Raw genomic sequence first — 23,667 nt, forward strand, 5'->3', positions numbered from 1 at the left:
CGCTTCCCCTCTACCAGGTGACCGGCAACTGATCCGGGCAGTCGATGAACGCGTTCCGCAGCTTGACCTCGTCGTTGGACACCGCCAGGCGCAGCCCGGGGAATCGCTGCCACAGCGACTGATAAGCCATCCGCAGCACCGACCGCGCGATCGCGGCGCCGATGCAGTAATGGATGCCGTGCCCGAAGCCGACGTCCGAAACCGGTGGGCGCCGCGCGTCGAGAACGTTCGGGTTCGGCGTCAGCGCTTCGTCGCGGTTGGCCATCAGGATCGAGCAGAGGACGTAATCCCCCGCCTTGATCAGCTGTCCGCCGACGACGACGTCCCGGAGCGCCATCCGCGGATTCGGCTGCTGCACGGGCGAGAGATAGCGCAGCAGTTCGTTGACGACCCGGTCCGCCTGTTCACGGCCTTCGAAGAGCAACTGCTTTTGTTCAGGGTTGTCCAGGAGCGCGAGCACGCCGAAGCCCAGCATTCCCGCGACGGTCTCGACACCGCCGAGGAGCAGCGCCGTGCACAGGCCCTTCAGCTCGTCGTCGGTGACGTTGTCCCCGTGCTCGCGGACCAGCATGCCGAGGAAACCGTCGTCGGGATCCTCGCGCTGGCGGGTGATGAGACCGAGCAGGTACTGGTTGAACGCCGCGCTGTCGGCGGCCCTCGCCTTGAATCCGCGGCTGAGGTCGACGTTGCGCCGGATGCGGCGGATGAACTCGGTGCGATCGTCACGCGGGATCCCGAGCAGTTCACAAAGGACTCCGCCGCCCACCGGATCGGCGAAAAGTCCTTGTAAGTCAGCGGGTGCGCCTTCGGCCTCCACCTCGTCGAGACGTTCGTCGATGAGTTCCTGGATCGCCGGTTCCAGCCGGCGGATCCGCCGGACGGTGAACTCCGGCGTCAGCATCCGGCGCAGCCGCGTGTGGTCGGGCGGGTCGTAGGTCGAGATCTGCCCGACGAACTGCGGCGCCATGGGAACGTCTTCGCCGTTGGTCGTCCGCTCGGCCTCGGCCTCGGTCAGCCGGGGGCGCGTCGTGAAGTTCTCGTGGTCGCCAAGGATCTTGCGCACGACGTCGTACCCGAGTGCCTGCCAGACATAGCCCTTGCCGAGCTGCGTGGACGCGTCACCGAGAATCCGGACCAAGGGGCCCTTCTCCCGCAACGTGAACATGTCCTCGTGCGGGTCGCAGTGCGTCCTCATCATGTAGTTCGCGGTCGGCTCCACGGCCGGCGCGACCTCGTCGATTGCGTGCTCCATACCGAGTGGAAGCTCCTTCATAGACCAGGAATCGCGGTCCGGCCCGGGGCCGCGCCGCAATCTTCATCCGCGATCGGGCGGGACGTCCAGCGCCGCCATGGACGCTCAGTGCGCGATGGGTCCGGTGGGTCGTGAGTGGTAAATAGCGTTAGAACGACACTTATCACTCACGACCCGCTTGACCCACGACTCACCGCACCCTCGTTCACCACTCGACCATCAGGCTTGTGAGCCCGTAGGCCGGTGTGGTGAGGCGGAACATGGTGTCCTTCTCGGGATCCGCGAGCCTCAGGCCGGGAAAACGCCGCCACAGCGACGTGAAGACCGTGCGCAGTTCGAGCCGCGCCAGCGAAGCGCCGAGACAGTGGTGGATCCCGTGCCCGAACGCCACATGCGGCACGGGCTCGCGGGTCAGATCGAGCCGGTCCGGATCCGGGACCAGCGCGGGATCGCGGTTCGCCATGGGGAGCGAGCACAGAACGGTCTCGCCCTCCTTGATCACCTCGTCCCCGATGGCGACGTCCTCCATCGCCGTCCGGGGGGTCGGGGCGTACGGCACGGTGAGATACCGGATCAGCTCGTCGACCGCCCGGTCCGCCGCCTGCCCGTCGCCCCGCACCGCGGCGAGCTGTTCGGGATGCCGCAGCAACGCCAGCACGCCGAGGCCGATCATGCCGGAGATGTTGTCGTCACCGGCCAGCATCACCTGCACGCAGAAGCCTCTCAGCTCCTCGTCGGTGGCCTCGTCACCGTGTTCGGCGACGACGGCCCCGATCAGCCCCTCGCCGGGTTCCTCGCGGTTCCTGGCGATCATCGCCAGCAGGTAGCGGGAGAACGCCTCGCCCGCGGCCGCTCGTCTCCGCTGGCTCAGCGAGGCGTCGAGATGTCCGTGGCACAGCTTGAGGAACATGGCGCGGTCGTCACGGGGCACCCCGATCAGTTCGCACAGCACGGCTCCCGGCACCTCGTCGGCGACGAGTTCGATCACGTCGGCGGGAGAACCCTCGTCCTCCATGGCATCGAGCCGTTCCGACACGATCTGTTCGATGTACGGCTCCATGCGCCGCATCTTGCGCAGCGTGAACCCCGGCGTCAGCTTCTGCCGCATCCGGGTGTGCTCGGGCGGGTCGTAGTCCATCAGGTTGCCGACCAGCTCCCGCGGCCGGAAGATGCCTTCCCCGCCGACCTCGTCCTGCTCGTGCCACCGGCGCCGGGTGCTGAAGCGCTTGTGGTCGCCCAAAACCTGGCGCACGACGGAATGTCCCGCGGCCATCCAGATGGTCTCGGCGTCCGCGCCGGTGCCCACCGTGACCTTCGACAGCGGTCCGGCGGCGCGCAGTTCGTCCGCCGGATCGAGGTCCTGCCTGCGAATGTGCAGCGGACGCGTGTCCTCACCACTCAACGGGGAGCTCCTCGATGTTGAACGGCGCGGGTTTGCCGGCCACGAACCGCAGCTCCTCCTCCGGCACCGCCAGCCGCAGGCCGGGGAACCGCCGGGCCAGGATCGGCAGCGCGACCCGCAGTTCGAGCCTGGCCAGCGGAGCGCCGACACAGTGGTGGATGCCGTGCCCGAAGGCGAGATGCCCCGGGCTGTTCTCCCGCGTGATGTCGAACTTGTCGCCGAGCGTGCGGTTGACCGCCAGCATCGAGCAGGTCAGCACGTCGCCGGCGTGGATCTCGTATCCGGCGATGTCCAGGTCGACGAGCGCCGTCCGCGGCGAAGGGGCCTCGACGATCGTCGGGAAGCGCAAGACCTCCTCGGTCGCACTGTCCACGAGCTCCGGACGTTCGCGCAGCAGCGAAAGCTGGGCCGGGTCGGTCGCGAACAGGAGCACCGCCATGGCCAGCTGGGCGGCCATCTGCTCGACGGCCACGATCAGGATCGCCTCGGCGAGCCCCGACAGTTCCTCGTCGCTGACCTTGCCGCCGTGCTCGCGCACGATGAACCCGATCAGCTCGTCGCCGGGATCGCGGCGTTCGCGGGCCGCGAGCTTCTCGCAGTAGTTGACGACACCGAGGCTCGATTGCGCCCGCTGCTTCGGTATCCGGCTTTCCCGGCTGTCGCGGATCATGCGCGACAGATCGGCCTGGTCGTCACGCGGGACACCGAGGAACTCGCACGCGATGAGCGCCGGCATGGGCCAGCCCGCGTACCGGACGAAGTCGATCGGCGAGCCCATGCTCTCCAGATCGTCCAAGCCCTCTTCGATGATTTCTTCCACCCGGGGCCGCAACCGTTCGATCCGGCGGACGCTGAACGCCCCGGCCACCGTGCCACGCAGGCGGGTGTGGTCGGGTGGGTCGTAGGCCTGCAGGATGCCCGGCAGATGGGCCCGGTCCGCCTCGTCGTCGACCGGCCGCATCGAGCTGAACCGGGTGGCGTCGGCGAGGATCTCGCGCACCTCGTCGTATCCGGTGACCAACCATTGCCTGCGGCCGTTCAGCCCCGTTTCCGTGTCGTACCGGTGCAGGGGACCTTCTTTTTGCAACGCGGAGAGCTCCGGCGCCGGATCGAGCCGGATCCGCTGATGCGGCAAGGGAACTACCATGATTCTCCTCAGGTCTCCGGCGCTACCAGTCGAGCAGCAGGGCTTCCACGTCGAACGGGGGCGGGCCGAATTTGAGCTTGCGCTCGGGCTCGGCGAGCCTGAGCTTGGGGAAACGTCTCGCCAGCGCGGGAATCGCCTCCCGGAACACCATCTCCGCCAGCGGCCTGCCGAGGCAGTGATGGATCCCGTGCCCGAACGAGACGTGCGGCGACTTCTCCCGCGTGATGTCGAATTCGTCTTCCGGTGCCGGGAAGTTCGCGCGGTTTGCCCCCAGCAGGGAGCACGTGACGGTGTCGCCGGCCTTGACGAGACGGCCGCCGATCCTCACGTCCTCCTTGGCGATACGCGGGTGGAGCTTCTCGTCGGTCGTGAGGTACCGGTTCAGCTCCTCCAGCCAGTCCGGGACGGTGTCCGGCCGTTCCCGCAGGATGTCGAACTGCTCCGGGAAATCGACCATCAGCAACGCGCCCGCCGCGAGGAACCGGGCCACCTGGTCGCCGCCCGCGCCCATGATGAACGCGGCCACCCCGGCCAGTTCCGCGTCGGTGATCTCGTCACCGTGTTCGCGCACCACGACCCCGAACAGGTCGTCGCCGGGATCGCGGCGGACGCGGGCGACGGCCTTGTTCATGTACTGCATGTACTTGTTGCCCGCCGCGTTGCGCCGTTTGTCCGTCCGCTCGGTCCGGCTGGCATGCAGGGTGCGCGACAGATCGGCCTGATCGTCGCGCGGGATGCCGAGGAAGTCGCAGGTCGCCGTCGTGGCGACGGCCCAGCCGAAATGCGGGACGAAGTCGGCCGGCCCGCCCATGTCCTCGATGGTGTCCAAGGTGTCTTCGACGATCTGCCGGACTTCCGGCCGGAACCCCTGCATCCGCCGGATGGCGAACGGCGGGGTCACCAGCCGGCGCAGGCGCGTGTGGTCCGGCGGGTCGTAGTGGGTGAGGAAACCGGGCCAGGCGATCCCGGCCGCGGTCCCGCCGTAGATCAGCCGCGCGCTGAACTTGTCCGAGCTGAGGACCTGGCGGACCTCGTCGTATCCGGTGGCGAGCCACGCCGTCCGCCGTTCACCGTCTTCCTCGGTGCCCAGGGCGGAGATGGGGCCTTCGGCCATCAGGGAAAGGAGTTCGGCCCCCGGGTCGAATCGGTTCCTCCGGTGGATTTCCAAGCCCTTGACGACGTTGAGCTCCTCGAACACGGCAGTTCCTTTCGCCTCAACCGGCCGTCGCGCGCGGATAGGGATGTTCCCGGTCGGCCGGACGAGCGTCGAGTTCGTCCAACCGTCGGATCGGGGTGCGGTGCCTCGTTCCGGAAGGCGTGTTGCGAAAGCCACTTTCGCAACGTTGAAGGTTGCGAAAGTGGCTTTCGCAACTTCGCCGTCGGGGCCTGATCGGGGGCGGCGGGGGCTGAAGGGCGCTTTCCCCGCATGAGATGCGAGGAAAGCGCCCTTCACCGCGTGTCACGCGGTGAAAGTCCCCTTCGCCGAGGCTCGTCCAACCGTCCGCATTGAGCGGCTGGACACCCCCGCTCAGCCGTTGACTTCGGCGATCAGGCTCTTCGGCCGCAGGTCCGTCCAGTGCTCCTCGACGTAGGCGAGGCATTCCTGGCGCGGGGCCTCGCCGTGGACGCGGGTCCAGCCCGCCGGCACCTCGGCGAACGTCGGCCAGAGTGAGTGCTGGCCCTCGTCGTTCACCAGCACGAAAAAGGAACCGTCTTCGTTGTCAAAGGGATTGCTCATCGGTTTTCCTTTCAGGCGCCCGGCCGCGGCCGGAGCTTCTCGGCGACGATGGACCCAATCTGGACCAACGCCGCGGGTTGCACCATGTCGTAATGGTTGGTCGGGATCTCGTGGTGTTCGATGGCCCCGCTGGTGAAGTCCTTCCAGCCCGCGACGGCCTCCGACACGGGCAGGTGCGCCGGCCGGTCCTCCGAGGCGACGAAGAGCAGGATGTCGCCGTTGAACGGCGAGGCCGTGTGCTGCGGCCCGACCTTCCAGAGGTTCTTCATGACCGCTTCCAGCCGCTCCCGGGCACCGGGGCCCTGGACCATGCCGCCCGCCAGCTCCAGATCCCGCTGTTTCCGTTTCTGGAGACCGTCTTCGTCGCGCGCGGCCTCTTCGGTCACCGTGCCGGTCGCGTTCCGTCCCATGTAGACGGGATACGCGTCGAGCAGGGCGAGCAGGCCGAGTTCTTCCCCGTCGGCTTCGAGCATCGCGGCCATCGCCTGCGCGATCCGGCCGCCGAGCGACCAGCCGAGCAAGTGGTACGGCCCGGTCGGCTGCACGGCACGGATATGCGCGAGGTAGTCGGCCGCCATTTCTTCGACGCTCTCGGGCAGCCGTTCGGTCCGCGCGAGACCGCGTGCCTGCACGCCGTAGACCGGCTGGTTGGCGGGCAGATGCCGCAGCAGCGGCCCGTAGTTCCAGCTCAGCCCGCCGCTCGCGTGGACGCAGAACAGCGGCGGCCGGTCGCCGTTCGCCTGCAGCGGCAACAGGATCTCGTAGTCGCCCGTCTTCACCGCGGTACTCGTGCGGCGCCGCTCCCCCACCACGATCAGGGTTTTGGCCGGGGTCTTGCGGGCGAGCAGGCCGGTGTTCAGCATCCGGTGCCCCGGCTCGCCGAACGGGCAGGGCTCGCCGGACTTGCCCTCGTCGACCGCCGGACCGGTGACGTAGAGATCACCGACGACGCCCGGGGCGACCGGACGGCGCTGCTCGTCGAGCACGAGCGCGCCGAGCGGGCCCAGTTCCGCGACCGCCGCGGGCACCTCGCCCGCCCACCGGGCAGGCGCGATCGCCGGACGGCCGCGTTCGGTCTCGTCCAGGAAGAGGTCCAGCTCGCTGATCCGCCGCTGGGGATCCTCCGCGACCTGCTCCAGGACGTGGACCAGCCGCCGCGCCACCGATTCCGCCGTCGCCTCGTCGAACAGGTCGGCGGCGTACCGAAGCGTGCCTTCGAGACCGTCCTCGTCGTCGTCCTCGTCGAGCCGCTCGGTGAGCTTGAACGCGAGATCCAGTTCCGTGGCCTCGGTTCCGCCGGATTCGACGCTGGTGCGCAGGGCGGGCAGCTCCGCCGCGTCCCACGCGCCGATGTCCTCCTCGTCGACCTCCAGCCCCACCTGGAACACGGGGTGACGGGACAGCGAGGCGGGCAGGTCCAGCAGGTCGACGATCCGCTCGAACGGCACGTCCAGCTGCTGGCGTGCACCTCGGACGGCCTCCTGCACCCGCGTGACGACCTCGAGGAAGGTCGGGTCACCGGAGAGATCCGTGCGCAGGGCGAGCGGCCGGGCGAACGGCCCGATCATCGGTTCGAGGTCGATGAGGTCCTCGTCCCGCGCCAGTTTCGTCCCGATCACCAGATCCTGGCCCGCACCGAATTTGCTCAGCAGCATGGCGAGCCCGGCGTGCACGACGTGGATCGTGTCCGCGCCGAGCCGCTCCACCGCTTTCGTCAGCCGCTCGTATGGTCCGGCGCCCAGCCGCAACCCGACCGTGCCCGCCTCGCGTGACGGGACCGCCGGACGCGGCCGGTCGAACGGGAGCACCGTCTCCCCGTCGATCCCGGTCAGGGTGTCCCGCCAGAAGACGACCTGCTCGTTGATCAGGCTGCCCTGTTCGTCCTCGTCCGCGAGCAGCCGCTGCTCCCAGATCGCGTAGTCGGCGAACTGCAGTGCCAGCGGCGCGCGTTCCGGGACGCGGCCCGAACGCCGTGCGCCGTACGCGGCCGCCAGGTCGCGGAAGAACACGTCGAGCGAGTCGTCGTCGGCGAGGATCCGGTGCAGCCGCAGATGCAGCACGTGTTCCTTCTCCGCGAGCGCGAAAAGGTCGCAGCGCCAAGGAACTTCGCTGGTGAGATCGAAGACCGACGCACGCAGCCCGGCGAGCAGCCCGGGAAGCTCCTCCTCGGTGGTGGGCACCGGGGACAGCTCGATGGCCGCGGGCTCGTGGACGAGCTGCCGGACGTTCTGCGCGTCTCCGGGGAAGGTCGTGCGCAGCACCTCGTGCCGGGCGGCGATGTCGCCGAGTGCCGCCCCCAGCGCGGCCACGTCGAGCCTGCCGCGCAGGCGCAGCGCGACCGAGATCTGCAGTCCGGCGGTCTCCTCGCCGGGGCTGGCCAGCAGCCAGGCACGCAGCTGCCGCGCGGTCAGCGGAACCCGCTCGGGCCGCTCGGCGGGTTCCAGCGCGGGCCGCGACTTCGCGGCGAGCGCCCTGGCGACACCGGCGGGCGTCGGCGAGGAGAACAGCTGCCGGATGGGCAGATCCACGCCGATCACCTCGCGGATCCGCGCGATGAGCCGCATCGCCAGCGCCGAACTGCCGCCGAGGTCGTGGAAGGCGTCGTCGACACCGACGTTGTCGACGCCGAGGATCTCCGAGAACAGGTCGCAGAGCACCTTCTCGGACTCGCTCTCGGGCGCCTTCTCCGACGCGCGGCCCGCGAGATCCGGGGCGGGCAGTGCCCTGCGGTCCACCTTTCCGTTGGGCGTGACCGGAAGGCCGGGCAGCGCGACGACCGCCATGGGGACCATGTACGCGGGCAGCACCAGACCCATCTGCCGCTTGATCTCCTCCGGGCCGGCGTCGCCGCCGTCGGAGACGAAGTACCCGGCCAGCCGCTTCTCCCCCGGCTGGTCCTCACGCGCCATGACGACGGCCTCGACCACGCCCGGCTGCGCGGCCAGCACGGATTCGACCTCGCCCAGTTCGACGCGGTAGCCGCGGATCTTCACCTGGTCGTCGGCGCGTTCGAGGAACACCACCTCGCCGCCGCGGGTCCAGCGGGCCAGGTCGCCGGTGCGGTACATACGTTCGCCCGGCAGGAACGGGCACGCCACGAACCGCTCCGACGTCAGGCCCGGGCTGTCGAGATATCCCCGCGCCAGTCCCGTTCCCGCGATGTACAGCTCGCCCGCCACACCCGGCGCGACCGGCCGCAGGAAGGCGTCGAGGATGTAGATCCTGCGGTTGGTCATGGGGTGCCCGATCGGCAGTTCCCGATCGACGACGTCACCGGGTTCGATCGGGAGCCACGTCGCGCACAGCGTGGTCTCGGTCGGCCCGTAGGTGTTGCGCACCCGAAGGTTCGGCTGGGCCCGCCGCAGGTTTTCCACGGACTGCGCGGGAACGATGTCGCCGCCGGTGCCGATCTCGACCAGGCCGTCGAAGCATTCCGGCGACGTCTCCGCCAGGGCGCGGAAGGTCCCGGCGGTGAGGTGGACGTAGTTCGCGCCGCGCGCGACGGCCTGCCGCACCCCCGCCGCGTCGAGGACACCCGGCTCGGTGAGCAGGACACGCGCACCGGTCGAGAGCGGCACCCACATCGCGTACAGCGACGGGTCGAAGACGTGCGTCGCGTGCATCAGCACGCCGTCGCCGGGGCCGATCTGCCAGCCCCGGTCGCCCGCCAGTCCCGCCACGCCGCCGTGCGGAATGCCGACGCCCTTGGGCAGACCGGTGGATCCGGAGGTGTACATGACGTACGCCAGGTCGTCCGCGCTCGGCCGGAATTCCGTTGCCGTTCCGGCGAAAGAGTCGATGGCGGCGCGTGTCTCCGGCGCGTCGAGGACGATCGCGTCCTCCGGCGCGACCCCGCTGGTGGCCTGGGTGCACACGACGACCGAGACCCCGGAGTCTTCGAGGATGAACGCGATCCGCTCGGCCGGGTACTCGACGTCCACCGGGACGTACGCGGCGCCCGCCTTCCAGATCGCCAGGAACGCGATCAGCAGCTCCGGCGACCTTTCCATGGCGACACCCACGCGGTCGCCGCGGCCGACGCCACGGGCGGCGAGGTGCGCGGACAGCCGGTTCGAGGCCTGATCGAGGGCGGCGTAGGTCAGATCCGCGCCGTCGGCGTCGGTGATCGCCACCGCCTCGGGCGCCTCGGTCACCCGCCGCGCGAACAATTCGACGACGGATTCCCCCGGGACCGGGCCTTCGGTCGCGTTGAATTCGTCCACCACCAGGGCGCGTTCGGCCTCGCTCAGCAGGGTCAGCCGGCCGACGAGGACGTCGGGTTCGGCGACCAGCCGCTCCAGCACGCGGGCCAGCGCGCCGACGACCGATCCGGCGACCTTCTCGTCGAACAAGCCGCGGTCGTAATCGAGGATGAGCGGCATCTGCTCACCCGGACCGGTGACCAGCGTGAACGGGTAGTGCGACGAGTTGCGCCCGCGTTTGACCGGACGCAGGGTCAGGCCGTCGTGGGCCTGGCCGAGCCCCTTGCGGGGGAAGTTCTCGTAGATGACCAGCGTGTCGAAGACCGCGCCGGGACCGACCACGGCCTGGACGTCCTGCAGGCCGAGATGCTGGTGGGCCATGAGCGCCGACTGGTCGCGCTGCAGTTCGGCGAACAGGTCGACCGCGCGCCGGGCGCCGTCGAGCCGCACACGCACCGGCAGGGTGTTGAGCAGCTGGCCGACCATCGACTCGACACCGGCCAATTCGGCGGGACGACCCGACGCCGTCGCGCCGAACACGACCTCGGTGCGGCCGGCGAGCTGCGACAGCACGACGGCCCACGCACCCTGCACGACGGTGTTCAGTGTGAGGTCGTGTCCGCGCGCCAGATTCGCCAGCCCGTCGGTGAGTTCCGTCGACAGCTCGACGATCTCGGTGTCGATCTCCGGCACCCGGCCGGGATCGGCGGGCGCGACCGCGGTGGGCGTGTCGATCCCGGCGAACTCCTCGCGCCAGGCCGCGCGGGCGATTTCCTTGTCCTGCTTGCCGAGCCAGGCGAGATAGTCCCGATAGGACACTGTGGGCGGCAGCCCGGACGCGTCCCCGCCCGCGGCGTAGATCGCGGCGAGCTCGCGGTGGATGATCGGCATCGACCAGCCGTCGGTCAGCACGTGGTGCAGCGTGTGCACGAGCCGGTGGCGGTCCGGGCCGAGCCGGATCAGGTGCAGCTTCATCAGCGGCGCCACCTCGATGCGGAGCCGCTCGGCCAGCTCGTCCGCGGCCAGCCGGTCCACTTCGCTTTCGAGGATCTCCTCCGGCAGCCCGGTCAGATCCGTTTCCCGCCAAGGGATCTGCGCGTCGCGGGTGATGACCTGCACCATCTGCGCGCCGCTGACGTACCGGAAACAGGCCCGCAGCGCGGCGTGCCGATCGACCAGTGCCTGCCACGTCGCGCGTAGCAGCGCGGCGTCCAGCGGGCCGTCGATGCCATAGACGGTCTGCACGGTGTACGTGTCCGGCCCGTCGTCGTCGAGCGCGGTGTGGTAGAGCATTCCCTCCTGCAGCGGGGAAAGAGGCCAGACGTCCTCCACGCTGGAACGCGGTTTCGCGCGAGTGTCGTCAACGGTCACGATCTGCTCCTTGGTGGGTGGGTGAACTCGCGTTCGCGATGGGGCTCGTGAGTGGCAATGGTCGTTCCATCGAGCTGCAGGTGAGCGCGTCCGCGCCGTTGCCGCGGAGGTCTTCTTCGCTTGCTTCAGGCGGGCAGGAAGGCCTATGCGGCGCGAGTCCGGACTGGCGATGCGGGCAGACCGGCTCCGAGTGTCCACAAGGGACAGCTCGTGTCGACCTGGCGTCCGATTGATGCATATATGTACGTTTCTGCGCGGGGTCGTGAGTGACAAAGAGGGTTAGAACGACCATCGCCACTCACGACCCCCAGGCGATACGACACAAAGTGCTCAAAGCGGACGGCAAAACCCGACCTGGCGTCCCTTGTGGACAGTCAAGGGTGCGCGCGAGGTCTCCATGGCGAGCAAGCTCTCGCCGCCATCTCCACGCCACATTTGACTTACCTCTCACTGGAACCGTCCTTGCCACTCACGAGAACCCGGCCTCGAGTTGGTCCAGCTGGTCAGGGGAAAGGGCGAGGAGCGAGCCCCCGGCGGGCTCCGGTTCCGGGGTGCTTTCGCCTTCGGCCGGGATCTCCTTGACGAGCGTCGCCAGCCGTTCCGGTGTCTTCTCTTCGAACACCTGCCACGGGCTCAGTTCGAGCCCTTCGCGGCGGGCGCGGGCCGACAGCTGCATCGAGATGATCGAGTCGCCGCCGAGTTCGAAGAAGCTGTCGTCGGGCCCGACCTGCTCCAGGCCGAGCACCTCCGCGAACAGGTCGCACAGCCTCGCCTCCATGGCCGTGCGCGGATCGCGTCCGGAGGACATGCCGGAGAAGTCGGGTGCCCGCAGCGCCCGGTGGTCGAGTTTGCCGTTCGGGGTGAGCGGCATCTTCTCCAGCGCCACGAACGCCGCGGGCATCATGTACTCCGGCAGGCGTTCCGCCGCCATCTCGCGCAGCACCGACGTCAGCGAGCCGTCGGCGCCGTCCGACGGCACGACGTAGGCCACGAGCCGTTTGTCGCCCGGCCCGTCCCGGTGCACGGCGACCGCCGCCTGCGCGACGCCCGGATGTTCGGCGAGCACGTTCTCGATCTCCGCGGGCTCGACCCGGTAGCCGCGCACCTTGACCTGCGCGTCGACCCGGCCGACGAAGATCAGTTCGCCGTCGGGGTCCCAGCGGAACCGGTCGCCGGAGCGGTACATGCGCTCGCCAGGGGTGAACGGGTCCGCGACGAACCGTTCCGAGGTCAGGCCCGGCCGCCCCAGGTACCCGCGAGCGAGCCCGGCACCGGCGATGTACAGCTCGCCGTCGACACCCGGCGGCACCGGCTGCAGGTACGCGTCGAGGATGTAGTGCTTCACGTTCCGGATCGGGCCACCGAGCGGGACCACCTCGTGTCCCGGCGACAACGGGGCGCTCATGGTCGAGCAGATCGTCGTCTCGGTCGGGCCGTAGGCGTTGATGAACCGGCGGCCCGGCGACCAGCGGTCGACCAGCGCGGGCGTGCACACCTCGCCGCCGGTCAGCACGCCGCGCAGCGTGTCCGGCAGATCCTCCTCCACCGCCAGCACACTCGGCGACACCGTGAGATGGGTGATCCCCCAGCGCCGCAACGCGTCGCCGAGCGTCACCCGCGGCGGCATGGTCTCCGCGCCGGCCAGCACGAGGGTCGCGCCGGCCAGCAGCGACATGTACAGCTCGGAGACGATCGCGTCGAAGCCGATCGCGGACAGCTGCAGAACCCGTGAGGACGACGTCACACCGAGGCGTTCGATATGCGCCGTCGCCAGGTTCCCGAGCCCGGAATGGGTGACCATGACACCCTTCGGCACCCCCGTCGACCCCGACGTGTAGATCACGTACGCCGCGTCGGTCGGCTTCACCGGCGGCAGCACGACAGCCGGATCCGCGGCCGGAAGTTCTTCCAGCATCAGGATTTCGCCGTCGAACGTCGACGGCACCACCGCCCGCGTGGCCGCCGTGCACACCAGCACCTGCGGCGCCGAACTCGTCAGCATCAGCTCGATGCGCTCGGCCGGATAGTCCGGGTCGACCGGCACGAAAGCGCCGCCGGAGAACGACACGCCCATCATCGTCACCACGAGTTCGGCCGACCGCTCCACCAGGACACCGACCCGGGTCTCCCGCCGGACACCGAGCCCGACGAGCAACCGCGCCAGCGTCTCGACCTCGCCGAGCAGCCCGCCGAAGGTCAGGGTCCGCTTCGCGTCCTCGATCGCCACGGCGTCACGAGACTTCTCCACCTGACGGCGGAACAGCACCGGCAGGGCTTCGGCCTCGAACGGCACCTCGGTCCGGTTCCACTCGTCGATCACCAGGCGGCGCTGCTCCGGCCCGATCAGGGCGACCCGCCCGACCGGCACCCGCGGTTCGGTCACGACCTGGTCGAGCGCCCGGACGATCGAGGCGACGATCTCCTCGATCCGCGTCCGGTCGAACACGTCCGGCCGGTAGATCACCTCACCGTGCACGCCACCGCCTTCGGAAGCGCGGATGGACAACGGATAGTGCCCGGTGTCGTCCGGGATCCCCGCCGGGCGCAACGCGAGGACGTCGGGATCGTCGGACGGCGGGGGCGGCGGCGGGTAGTTCTCGAACACCACGATCGTGTCGAAGGCCGCGCCGGGACCGGCGAGCTGGTTGATCTCGGTCAGCCCGACATGCTGATGCGGCATGAGGGCGACCTGGCGTTCCTGCAGATCGGTCAGCATCTCCAGGAACGGCTGGGCGCCGGTGAGCCGGGCACGGACCGGCAGCATGTTCATGAACAGGCCGACCGCGGATTCGACACCCGGGATCTCGATCGGCCGTCCGGCCACCGTGGTCCCGAAGACGACGTCGTCGCGTCCGGTCAGCCTGGCCAGCAGAAGTGCCCAGACACCTTGGAAAAGCGTGTTCGTCGTGACGCCGTGGCGCCGCGTGAACTCCATCAGACGGGCGCCGAGTTCGGCGTCGAGTTCGAAGCGGACGCGGTCCGGCTCGATGGGCACGGCGATCGTGTCCGGCGGCACCACGTGGGTCGCCTCGTCGAGCCCGGCGAGTTCGGTCCGCCACGCCTCCTTCGCGGCCGCCTTGTCCTGACGGGAAAGCCAGGCGAGATACTCCCGGTACGACGTCGGGGTGGGAAGCGTCCGCTCGCCTTCGTACGCCGCCATCACCTCGCCGAGGAAGACCGGAAGCGACCAGCCGTCGGCCGAGATGTGGTGCGACCGGAGCACCAGCCGGTGCCTGCGGTCGCCGAACCGCACCAGGTGCAGGTGCAGCAGCGGCGCCTTCGCCAGGTCGAACCGCTCGGCGTGGGACTCCGCCGCGAGCCGCTCGAACTCCGCCAGTGCCTCGGCCTCGGGCAGGTGGGACAGGTCGGTTTCCTGCCACGGCACCGGAACATCGCGGACGACCGCCTGGACGGCCGTGCCGGAGCCGAGCCGGTGGAAACCCGCCCGTAGCGCGGGATGCCGGTCGAGCAGGGTCTGCCACGACGCGCGGAACCGGGCGACGTCGAGCGGACCGTCGAGGATGATGTCGCGGATACCGGCGTAGACGTCCGGGCCGCGCTCGTCGACCGCGTGGAACAGCAACCCTTCCTGCAGCGGGGAAAGCGGCCAGATGTCGTGCAGGCTCGGGACGAGCGCCTCGACGTCCGCCACGTCCTGCTGCGTCAGTTCGATGAGCGGGAAGTCGGATGGCGTGTGTCCTCCCGCGCCGCCCTCGGCGTGGATGGCGAGCCCGGTCAGCGCGTCCAGCCACGCCTTGCCGAGCGATTCCGCGTCGGTTTCGGTGAGCAGCCGTTCGGCCCAGGTGATGGTGAGGGTGAACTCGGGTCCGGCGTCGCCGTCGAGCACCACCGCGTCGATTTCGACGGCGTGCCGCAGCGGCAGGTCGTCCTCCGCCGTGCCGCCGATGGTTCCGGCCAGCTGCCAGGGTTCCGCGTCACCGTCGGACCGGGGCGAGAACCGGCCGAGGTAGTTGAACCCGATCTCCGGCGATGGCAGCGCCGCCAGCACCTTCCCGGCTTCGTCGTCGAGATACCGCAGCATCCCGAAGCCGAGCCCGCCGTCGGGGACCGAACGCACGTTTTCCTTGACCTGCTTCATCAACTGGCCAGGCGTGTCCGCCCCGGCGGTGTCCAACCTCAGCGGGTGGACATCGGTGAACCAGCCGAGCGTCCGCGAAAGGTCCATGTCTTCGAGGGGCTCACGGCCATGGCCTTCGACGTCCACCACGACGGCAGTGCCGCCGCGCCATCGGGTGACCGCACCGGCGAGGGTGGCCAGCAGCACCTCGTGGATGCCGCAGTGGAACGCCGCCGTCGCCTTCTCCGCCAGGACGCTCGCGCGGTCCCGCGGCAACGTCCACGAGCGGCGGCCGGAGGTCGCGATGGTGTCGCGTTTCGGGTCGAGTACGCCGACCCGCGCCCGCGCGCCGTCGAGGATTTCCTTCCAGGTCTCCAGTTCCCCGGTCCGCCGCGCGGCCTGCCCGGCCAGTGTCCGCGCCCAGCGCCGGAACGAGACGGGCGGCGGGTCGAGCACCGGTTCCTCGCACGCCGCCTGCAGATCGGCCACCAGGACACGCCACGACACGACGTCGACCGCGAGGTGATGGGCGGCCAGCACGAGCCGCCCCTTGGTTCCCGCGTCCACCCAAACGGCCTGGAGCATCACACCCGTGACGGGATCGAGCCGTCCGGCCGCCTCGTGGGCGTGGCGCTCCGCGATCTCGTCGAGGTCACCGTCGCCCACCTCGACCCGCTGAAGCACTGTGGCGACGTCGACGGTTCCCCGCTCCGCCACGACCAGACTGGAGTCGATCACCCGGCTCCGCAGCAGGTCGTGCGTGTCGATCACCGCACGCAGGCCGGCCGTCAGCGCCGTCTCGGTCAGGTCGCCGGGCACTCCCGCGGTCACCCATTGCGCCAGCGCGCCCCGGGACATCGCGCCGGGATCGCGTTCGAGCAGCGCCCGCACGACCGGCGTCCACGGCACCTCGCCGACGCCGTCGGCGACCTCCGCCTGCCGCACACCACGTCCGGCGACCGCCGCGATCCCCGCGGGGGTCTTCTGCTCGAAGACCTGCTTGGCACCGAAGACGTAGTCCTCGCGCCGGGCGCGGGCGGCCAGCCGCATCGAGAGGATCGAGTCGCCGCCCAGTTCGAAGAAGCTGTCGTCCGCGCCGACCCGGTCCACGCCGAGGATCTCGGCGAACAGATCGGTCAGCACGCGTTCGGCCTCGGTGCGCGGTTCACGGCCGGCTGGCTTCCCGGCGAATTCGGGCGCGGGCAGGGCTGCGCGGTCGATCTTTCCGTTGAGGGTCAACGGGAAGGTGTCGAGCACGAGCACCACCGCGGGCACCATGAACTCCGGCAGCCGTTCGGCGAGCCGCGCGCGGACCGTCCCGGCGTCCAGCTCCGATTCCGCGGTGACGTAGGCGATCAGCCGCTTCTCGCCGGGTCGTTCCTCCCGAGCGACCACGACGGCCTGGGCGACGTCGGGCAGTGCGGTCAGCACGGCCTCGATCTCGCCCGGTTCGACGCGGTAGCCCCGGATCTTCACCTGGGAGTCGGCCCGGCCGCCGAACAGCAGTTCGCCGTCCTCGGTCCAGCGCGCGAGGTCACCGGTGCGGTACAGGCGCTCACCGGCCGCGAACGGATTCGCGACGAAACGCTGGGCCGTCGCGTCCGGAGCACCCAGATAGCCGTGTGCCAGACCGGCACCGGCGAGATAGAGCTCGCCGGTCACCCCCGGCGCCACCGGCTGCAGGAACGCGTCGAGCACATACGCCTGGCGGCCGGCCAGCGGTCCGCCGATCGGCAGGACATCACCCGTTTCCGCACCCGGTTCGAGGACGAGCCACGTGGCGCACAGAGTGATCTCGGTGGGGCCGTACAGCTGACGGAATCGCACGTCCGGGCAGGCACGGCGCATCCGCTCCACGGACGCGAGAGGCACCGCGTCGCCGCCGGTCAGGATCTCCCGCAGCCCGACGAACGACTCCGGCGCTTCCTCGGCCACCACACGGAAAGTCCCGGCGGTCAGGTGGATGGTGGTGACGCCGCGCTCGATCGCCTCCCGCACCCGCTGCGCGTCGACCGCGCCCGGTTCCGCGACCACGACGGTGGCCCCGCTCACCAGCGGCACCCAGATCTCGACCAGTGACGCGTCGAAAGCGTGGGAAGCGTGCAGCAGCACGCGATCCCCGGCTCCCTGCGACCAGCCAGGGTCGCCTGCCAGCGCCGCGACACTGCCGTGCGGCACCGCGACACCCTTGGGCACGCCGGTCGATCCCGACGTGTACATCACGTACGCCGTGTCGTGCGCGCCGACGAGGAGGGGCGGCGCCGCGTACTCCCTCGCGCCCATGACGACCGGCTCGATCCCCTGCGGCACCGCGTCGAGGCTCGCCGCCACGCAGATCGCCAGCGCCGCACCGGAATCGGCCAGCATCCGCTCGATCCGCTCCGCGGGGTAGTCCACGTTCACCGGAACCTGGGCCGCGCCGGCCTTCCAGACCGCGAGCAGGGCGACGAGCAGATCCGCACCGCGTTCCATCACGACACCGACGCGGTCACCGCGCCGCACCCCTCGCGAGGCCAGATACCCGGCCAGCCCATCGGATTCCCGGTCGAGTTCGGCGTAGGACAGCGTGCGATCCCCGTCGACGACAGCGACCGTGTCCGGCGATTCCGCGACCCGCCGCCGGAACAGCTCCGGCACCGTGGTCCCGGACGTCGCCTCGCCCGTCGCGTTCCAGCGCTCCACCACGGAAGCGCGCGCCGGTTCGCTCGTCACGCCGAGCCGGCCCACGGGAAGCGAGGCCTCCGCCGACACCCGCTCCAGCACCCGCACGACCTGCCTGGCGACCTCGGCCGCCGTCGCAGCCTCGATCCGGTCGGGCCGGTAGGCCACGCGGATCTGCAGGGTCTTGCCGGGCGAAACGCTCATGGTCAGCGGATAGCCGGTGCCGGTCCTGGTCACGACCGAACTGATCGACACCCCGCCGTCGTCGCCGAGACCGTCGGCGTCGTGCGGATAGTTCTCGATCATCACGATGGTGTCGAAGACCGCGCCCGCCCCGGCCGCGCGCTGCACCTGCGACAGCCCCAAGTACTGGTGCTCGGTCAACGCGGACTGACGGCTCTGCAGGTCCTGGAGCAGTTCCAGCACCGGCAGGTCACCGTCGAGCCGCACGCGGACCGGGACGGTGTTGATGAACATCCCCACCATCTGCTCCACGTCCGGCACATCCGCCGGACGGCCGGAGACGACCGTCCCGAACACGACGTCCGTCCGGCCCGCGAGCCGCGACAGCACCAGCGCCCACGCGCCCTGCACGATCGTGCTCAGCGTCAGGCCGTGTCCGCGGGCGAATCCGGTGAGCGCCCGTGTCGCCGCCTCAGGCAGCCATTCGGCGTGCTCGCCCGGAACGACCATCGCCTTGTCCGCGTCGGCGTCCACCACGGTCGGCTCGTCGGAACCGGCGAGTTCGGCGCGCCAGGCCTCCTGGGTCGCCTGCTCGTCCTGGCGGCTCAGCCAGCTCAGATAGTCCTTATAGGACGGTGTCTTCGCCGGGCCTCGTCCACCCGCGTACGCGATCGACACCTCGCCCAGGACGAGCGGCGTCGACCAGCCGTCCAAAAGAACGTGGTGCGACGTCAGCACGAACCGGTGCCGCACCGGGCTCAGCTTGATCAGCATCAGCCGGAGCAGCGGCGCCTTCGTCACGTCGAACCGCTCGGCCTGGTCCTCGGCGAGCAGTCGCTCGATCTCCGCGGCCGCGTCCTCCTCGCCGACGTGCGACAGATCGACCGTGCGCCAAGGGATTTCGGCCTCGGCGGCGACGACCTGCACCGGCGTGCCGGAACCCAGCTGGTGGAAGCCCGCCCGGAGCGAATCGTGCCGGGCGACCACCTGGTTCCACGCGGCCCGCAGCCGGTCCGCGTCGAGCGGTCCGTCGAGGTCCAGGATCCGTTGGCTCTGGTAGACGTCGACGCCGTCGTCGGCGACGGCCCGCTCGAAGAGCATGCCTTCCTGGAGCGGCGAAAGCGGCCAGATGTCGGTCAGCCCCGGCGTCGCGGCTTCCAGCTCCGTCACGTCCTGCTGCGCCAGCTCGACGAGAGCGAAGTCGGACGGCGTGTACCCGCCCGCCGCGCGATCGTCGGCGAGCGCGTTCAGCGTCGCCAGCCAGGCCTCACCGAGACGCTCGACCGTGGCGGGATCGACATCCCGGCCGTCGATGGCGAGCCCGAGCCGCGGCCCGTCCGGCGTGTCCTGCACCTCGGCGCCGACCTCGACGGGATGGGCCAGGATCATGTCCGGCCCACCGCCGAGCGGCCCTTCGCCCGCCTGCTGCCACGCACGGTCCTTGGCGGAAAGACTTGTGCGGCCGAGATAGTTGAAGCCGATCTGCGCGGACGGCGACTCCGCCAGCCGGGCGCCGGTCTCGGGGTTGAGGTACCGCAGCAGCCCGTAGCCGAGTCCGTCGCCGGGGACCGCGCGGATCTGTTCCTTGGCGGTCTTCAGCAGATTCCCCGACGAGACGTCGAAGCGGACCGGGTGCACGCTGGTGAACCAGCCCACGGTACGCAGCAGGTCCTCGTCGTCGGCGGCCTCGCGCCCGTGTCCTTCGACGTCCACCAGCAGCGCGCCGGTCCCGCGCAGTCTCGTCACCGCACCCGCGAGACCCGCCAGCAGGACGTCCTGGATCCCGCAGTGGAAGGCGTTCGGCAGCCGGGTCAGCAGGTCGTCCGCCACGGCGCCGGACAGCGTCGCGGACCACGAGTGCGTCTTGCCCGCGCTCAGGTCCACGGCCGGTTCCGCCCCGTCGAGGAGGGCGAGCCAGCGGCCGGTTTCGGCCACGGCACGCTCGTCGCGCGCCTGCGCGGCCAGCCGCCGCGCCCAGTGTCGGTACGACGTCGTCACGGGTTCGAGCGCCGCGCCTTCGTAGGCCGACCGCAGATCGGGCAGCAGGATTCCCCACGAGACCGCGTCGACGGCCAGGTGATGCGCCACGAGCGCGAGCCTGCCCTGCCCGGATTGCGGATCGTCGATCCACACCGCGCGCAGCATGGTCCCGGCCGCCGGATCCAGCGTGGCCGTCGCCTTCCGGACCTCGCGTCCGGCGGCCTCGTCCAGGTCTCGGGCCTCGACGCGCGTCACCAGACCGGCCGCGTCCACCGCACCCGGCTCGGGCACGATCAGCCGTCCCGCGTCCACGCGCGCCCGCAGCAGATCGTGCGTGTCCAGCACGGCCTGCAGCGCCTTGACCAGCGCTTCCTGCCTGAATCCTTCCGGGGTGACGAGGACTCTGGCCTGCGCGAAGCCCTGCCGCACGGCGTTCTCGCCGAGGGCGAGCATCACCGGCGTCATCGGGATCTCGCCCACGCCGGACTCCACTGTGGACGGTACCGCGGTTTCCTTGGCCAGCGCCGCCAGCCGTTCGGGCGTCCGGTGCTCGAACACCAGCCGCGGGGTCAGGGAGATGCCCTCGCGCCGGGCGCGGGCGGCCACCTGCATCGACGAGATCGAGTCGCCGCCCAGCTCGAAGAAGCTGTCCTCGACACCGACCCGCTCCAGCCCGAGGACGTCGGCGAACACTCCACAAAGGACTCGTTCGTCCTCGGTCGCGGGCTCGCGGCCCGCCGCCTTCGCGGAGAAGTCCGGTTCGGGCAGCGCCTGCCGGTCCACCTTCCCGTTGACGGTCAGCGGCAAGTCGTCCAGCACCAGCATCGCGGCCGGGATCATGAACTCGGGCAGCGTCTCGGCGAGCTGTCCGCTCAGGTGCGCCGGGTCCAGGGCCTGCCCCGCTTCGGGGACTGCGTAGCCGATCAGGTGCTCGCCCCGGGCGACGACCACGGCCTGCGCGACCCCGGGCAGCCGGGCGAGCGCCACCTCGATCTCCCCGGGCTCCACGCGGTAGCCGCGGATCTTCACCTGGTCGTCGGCGCGGCCGGCGAACGCCAGCGTGCCGTTCTCCGTCCAGTACGCCAGGTCGCCGGTCCGGTACATCCGGCCGCCCGCGACGAACGGATCCGCGACGAACCGCTCGGCCGTCAGCGTCGACCGGCCCAGATAGCCTTGCGCCACACCGGCTCCGGCGACGTACAGCTCGCCAGGCAGGCCTTGCGGAACGGGCCGCAGGAACGCGTCGAGCACGTAGACCCGGCGTCCCGCGAGCGGACGGCCGATCGGCAGCACCGCCCCCATCTCGGCACCGGGTTCGAGCAGCCACCACGTCGCGCACAGCGTGGCCTCGGTGGGCCCGTACAGATGCCGCACCCGCACGTCCGGGCAGGTCCGCCGGACACGCTCGACCGCTGCGGGCGGCACCGCGTCGCCGCCGGTCAGCACTTCACGCAGCCCGGCCACCGATTCCGGCGCCTCCTCGGCCAGCACCCGGAAACTGCCGGCGGTCAGGTGCGCGGCCGTGACCCCGGAGGCCACGTAACCGGCCAGCGCCTCGCCGTCCACCGCCCCCGATCCGGCGAGCACCAGCCGCGCGCCCGTCAGCAACGGCACCCACATCTCGAACAGGGAGATGTCGAAGGCGTGTGAGGCGTGCATCAGCACGGCGTCTTCGGGACCGACGTCCCAGCCGGGCTCGCCGACCAGTGCCGCGACGTTGCCGTGCGACACCGCGACACCCTTGGGCGTGCCCGTCGAGCCCGACGTGTACATCACGTACGCGACGTCGTCGGCCGTGACGCCGATCGACCGCCGCGCGGACTCCGCGACCGCTCGCCGGGTTTCCGGCTCGTCGAGGACGATCGGGGCGAGCCCGCCGTCCAGCACGGCGCTCCGGTGGGCTTCCGTGCACACCACCGCCGCCGGTTCGGCGTCCGCCAGCATGAACTTCACGCGTTCCGCCGGGTACGCGGGGTCCAGCGGGATGTACGCGGCACCCGCCTTCCACACGGCGAGCAGGGTCGCGATCAGGTCGGGCGACCGGTCCATCACGACGGCGACGCGGTCTCCGCGCCGGACTCCGTTGCCGCTCAGGTACCCGGCGAGCCGCTCGGCGCGCTCGGCCAGCTCTCCGTACGACAGCGTCTCGTCACCGGCGACGACGGCCACCGCGCTTTCGTCCTGACGCGAGAACAGATCCGGCGCCAGGACATTCGGCGGTGCCTCGGACGAAACGCCCCACTGACCGACCGTTTCGCGCTCGGCCTCGCTGATGACCTCGATGTCGGCGACGGTGAGACCACGCGTCAGCTGCCGCAGCACACCGGTGAACCGTTCGACGATGGCGAACGCGGCGGCCTCGTCGAAGAGATCCGTGAGGTAGTCGAGTTTGACGAGCATCGACTCGCCGGGAACGGCGACCAGCGTCAGCGGATAGTGGGCCGCTTCCTGGCCCTGGTTCACGCGAATGCCGAACGGGGCGGCGGACTCCGGCCCGCCGAGCTCACGCGGGAAGTTCTCGAAGACGATCATCGTGTCGAAGCTCGCGCCGGGACCGGCCGCCTGCTGGATGTCCGCCAGCCCGACGAACTGGTCGGGGATGAGCGCCGACTGCCGCTTCTGCAGCTCCGCCAGCATCTCGACGACCGGCGCCGAACCACGCAGCCGCGCGCGCACCGGGACGGTGTTGAGGAACAGCCCCACCATTCCTTCCACGCCGGGCAGATCCGGCGGGCGCGCCGAGACCACCGCGCCGAACACGACGTCGGTGCGACCGGACAACTGGGCGAGCACCAGCGCCCACGCGCCCTGCACCACCGTGTTCAGCGTGAGCCCGTTGCCGCGGGCCAGCTCCTCCAGCGAGCGGGTGAGCTCCGAGGGAAGTTCGACCGTGACGCTCTCGGGAATTCCGGGCGCCCGTCCCGGATCGGCGGGCGCGACCAGCGTCTGCGACTCGAGATCGCCCAGTTCCTTCGTCCAGGCCGAAAGCGCCTTCGTCTTGTCCTGACGGCTCAGCCACGCGAGATATTCGCGATACGGCGTCACTTCCGGCAGCTCCGCCGCCGCGTACAACGCCGACAGCTCGTCGAACACGATCGGCAGCGACCAGGCGTCCATGATCGCGTGATGGCAGGTCACCACGAGGCGATGGCTGTCGTCGCCGAGCCGGATCAAGGTCAGCCGCAGCAACGGCGCCGTCGCGAGGTCGAACCGCTTCGTCCGGTCCTCTTCGGCCAGCTCGTGCACGGCGGATTCGGGGTTTTCGAGGTGGGACAGGTCGATCTCGCGCCACGGCAGTTCGACCTGCCTGGCGATGATCTGCACGGTCTCACCGGTTTTGCGCTGCCGGAAGCAGGCCCGCAGTGAAGCGTGCCGGGCCAGCAGCGCCTCCCACGCCGCGCGCAACCTCGCCGCGTCCACGGGCCCGTCCAGCTCCAGGACCCAATGTCCGATGTAGACGTCGAGCCCCTCACCGTCGTAGACCGCGTGGAAGACCAGCCCTGCCTGCAACGGCGACAGCGGCCAGATGTCCTCGATCCGCGACTGAGCCATCAATTTCTCCCTCGATCAGCGAAGTCCTTCGGCGAATCCCGTCCTGCGCGAAGTCGAAGAGCCGACGTCGAACGCGGCATGTCCCCCCACAGAATCGTCGC

The 23,667-nt window shown here is 70.3% G+C and carries 7 protein-coding genes; all 7 read right to left on the bottom strand.

What is annotated here, in order from left to right:
• Positions 1 to 10: 10 nt before the first annotated feature.
• Entirely contained in the window at positions 11 to 1,252 is a 1,242-nt protein-coding gene (locus ACSMFO_RS15765) for a cytochrome P450 (RefSeq protein ID WP_436459183.1), read from the bottom strand.
• Positions 1,253 to 1,457: 205 nt separating this feature from the next.
• Entirely contained in the window at positions 1,458 to 2,654 is a 1,197-nt protein-coding gene (locus ACSMFO_RS15770; RefSeq protein ID WP_436459185.1) for a cytochrome P450, read from the bottom strand.
• Positions 2,644 to 3,801, bottom strand: coding sequence for a cytochrome P450 (locus ACSMFO_RS15775; RefSeq protein ID WP_436459187.1), 1,158 nt, complete (start codon positions 3,799 to 3,801; stop codon positions 2,644 to 2,646). Before ACSMFO_RS15775 ends, ACSMFO_RS15770 begins: the two co-directional genes overlap by 11 nt.
• Positions 3,802 to 3,823: 22 nt before the next feature.
• Complete coding sequence (locus ACSMFO_RS15780; RefSeq protein ID WP_436459188.1) at positions 3,824 to 4,999, bottom strand: cytochrome P450; 1,176 nt, start codon at positions 4,997 to 4,999, stop codon at positions 3,824 to 3,826.
• A gap of 330 nt (positions 5,000 to 5,329) precedes the next feature.
• On the bottom strand, positions 5,330 to 5,539 hold the full coding sequence (locus ACSMFO_RS15785) for an MbtH family protein (protein WP_037346390.1): 210 nt from the start codon (positions 5,537 to 5,539) through the stop codon (positions 5,330 to 5,332).
• Positions 5,540 to 5,550: 11 nt separating this feature from the next.
• Positions 5,551 to 11,112 (bottom strand): amino acid adenylation domain-containing protein, encoded by a 5,562-nt coding sequence (locus ACSMFO_RS15790; protein ID WP_436459189.1) that lies wholly within the window; start codon positions 11,110 to 11,112, stop codon positions 5,551 to 5,553.
• A gap of 469 nt (positions 11,113 to 11,581) precedes the next feature.
• The gene (locus tag ACSMFO_RS15795; RefSeq protein WP_436459190.1) at positions 11,582 to 23,566 is read right to left on the bottom strand and encodes an amino acid adenylation domain-containing protein; all 11,985 of its coding nucleotides are present in this window, start codon (positions 23,564 to 23,566) and stop codon (positions 11,582 to 11,584) included.
• Positions 23,567 to 23,667: the final 101 nt, after the last annotated feature.

Origin of the sequence: Amycolatopsis sp. w19, from assembly GCF_051373225.1 — a bacterium.
Classification (GTDB): Bacteria; Actinomycetota; Actinomycetes; order Mycobacteriales; family Pseudonocardiaceae; genus Amycolatopsis; species Amycolatopsis japonica.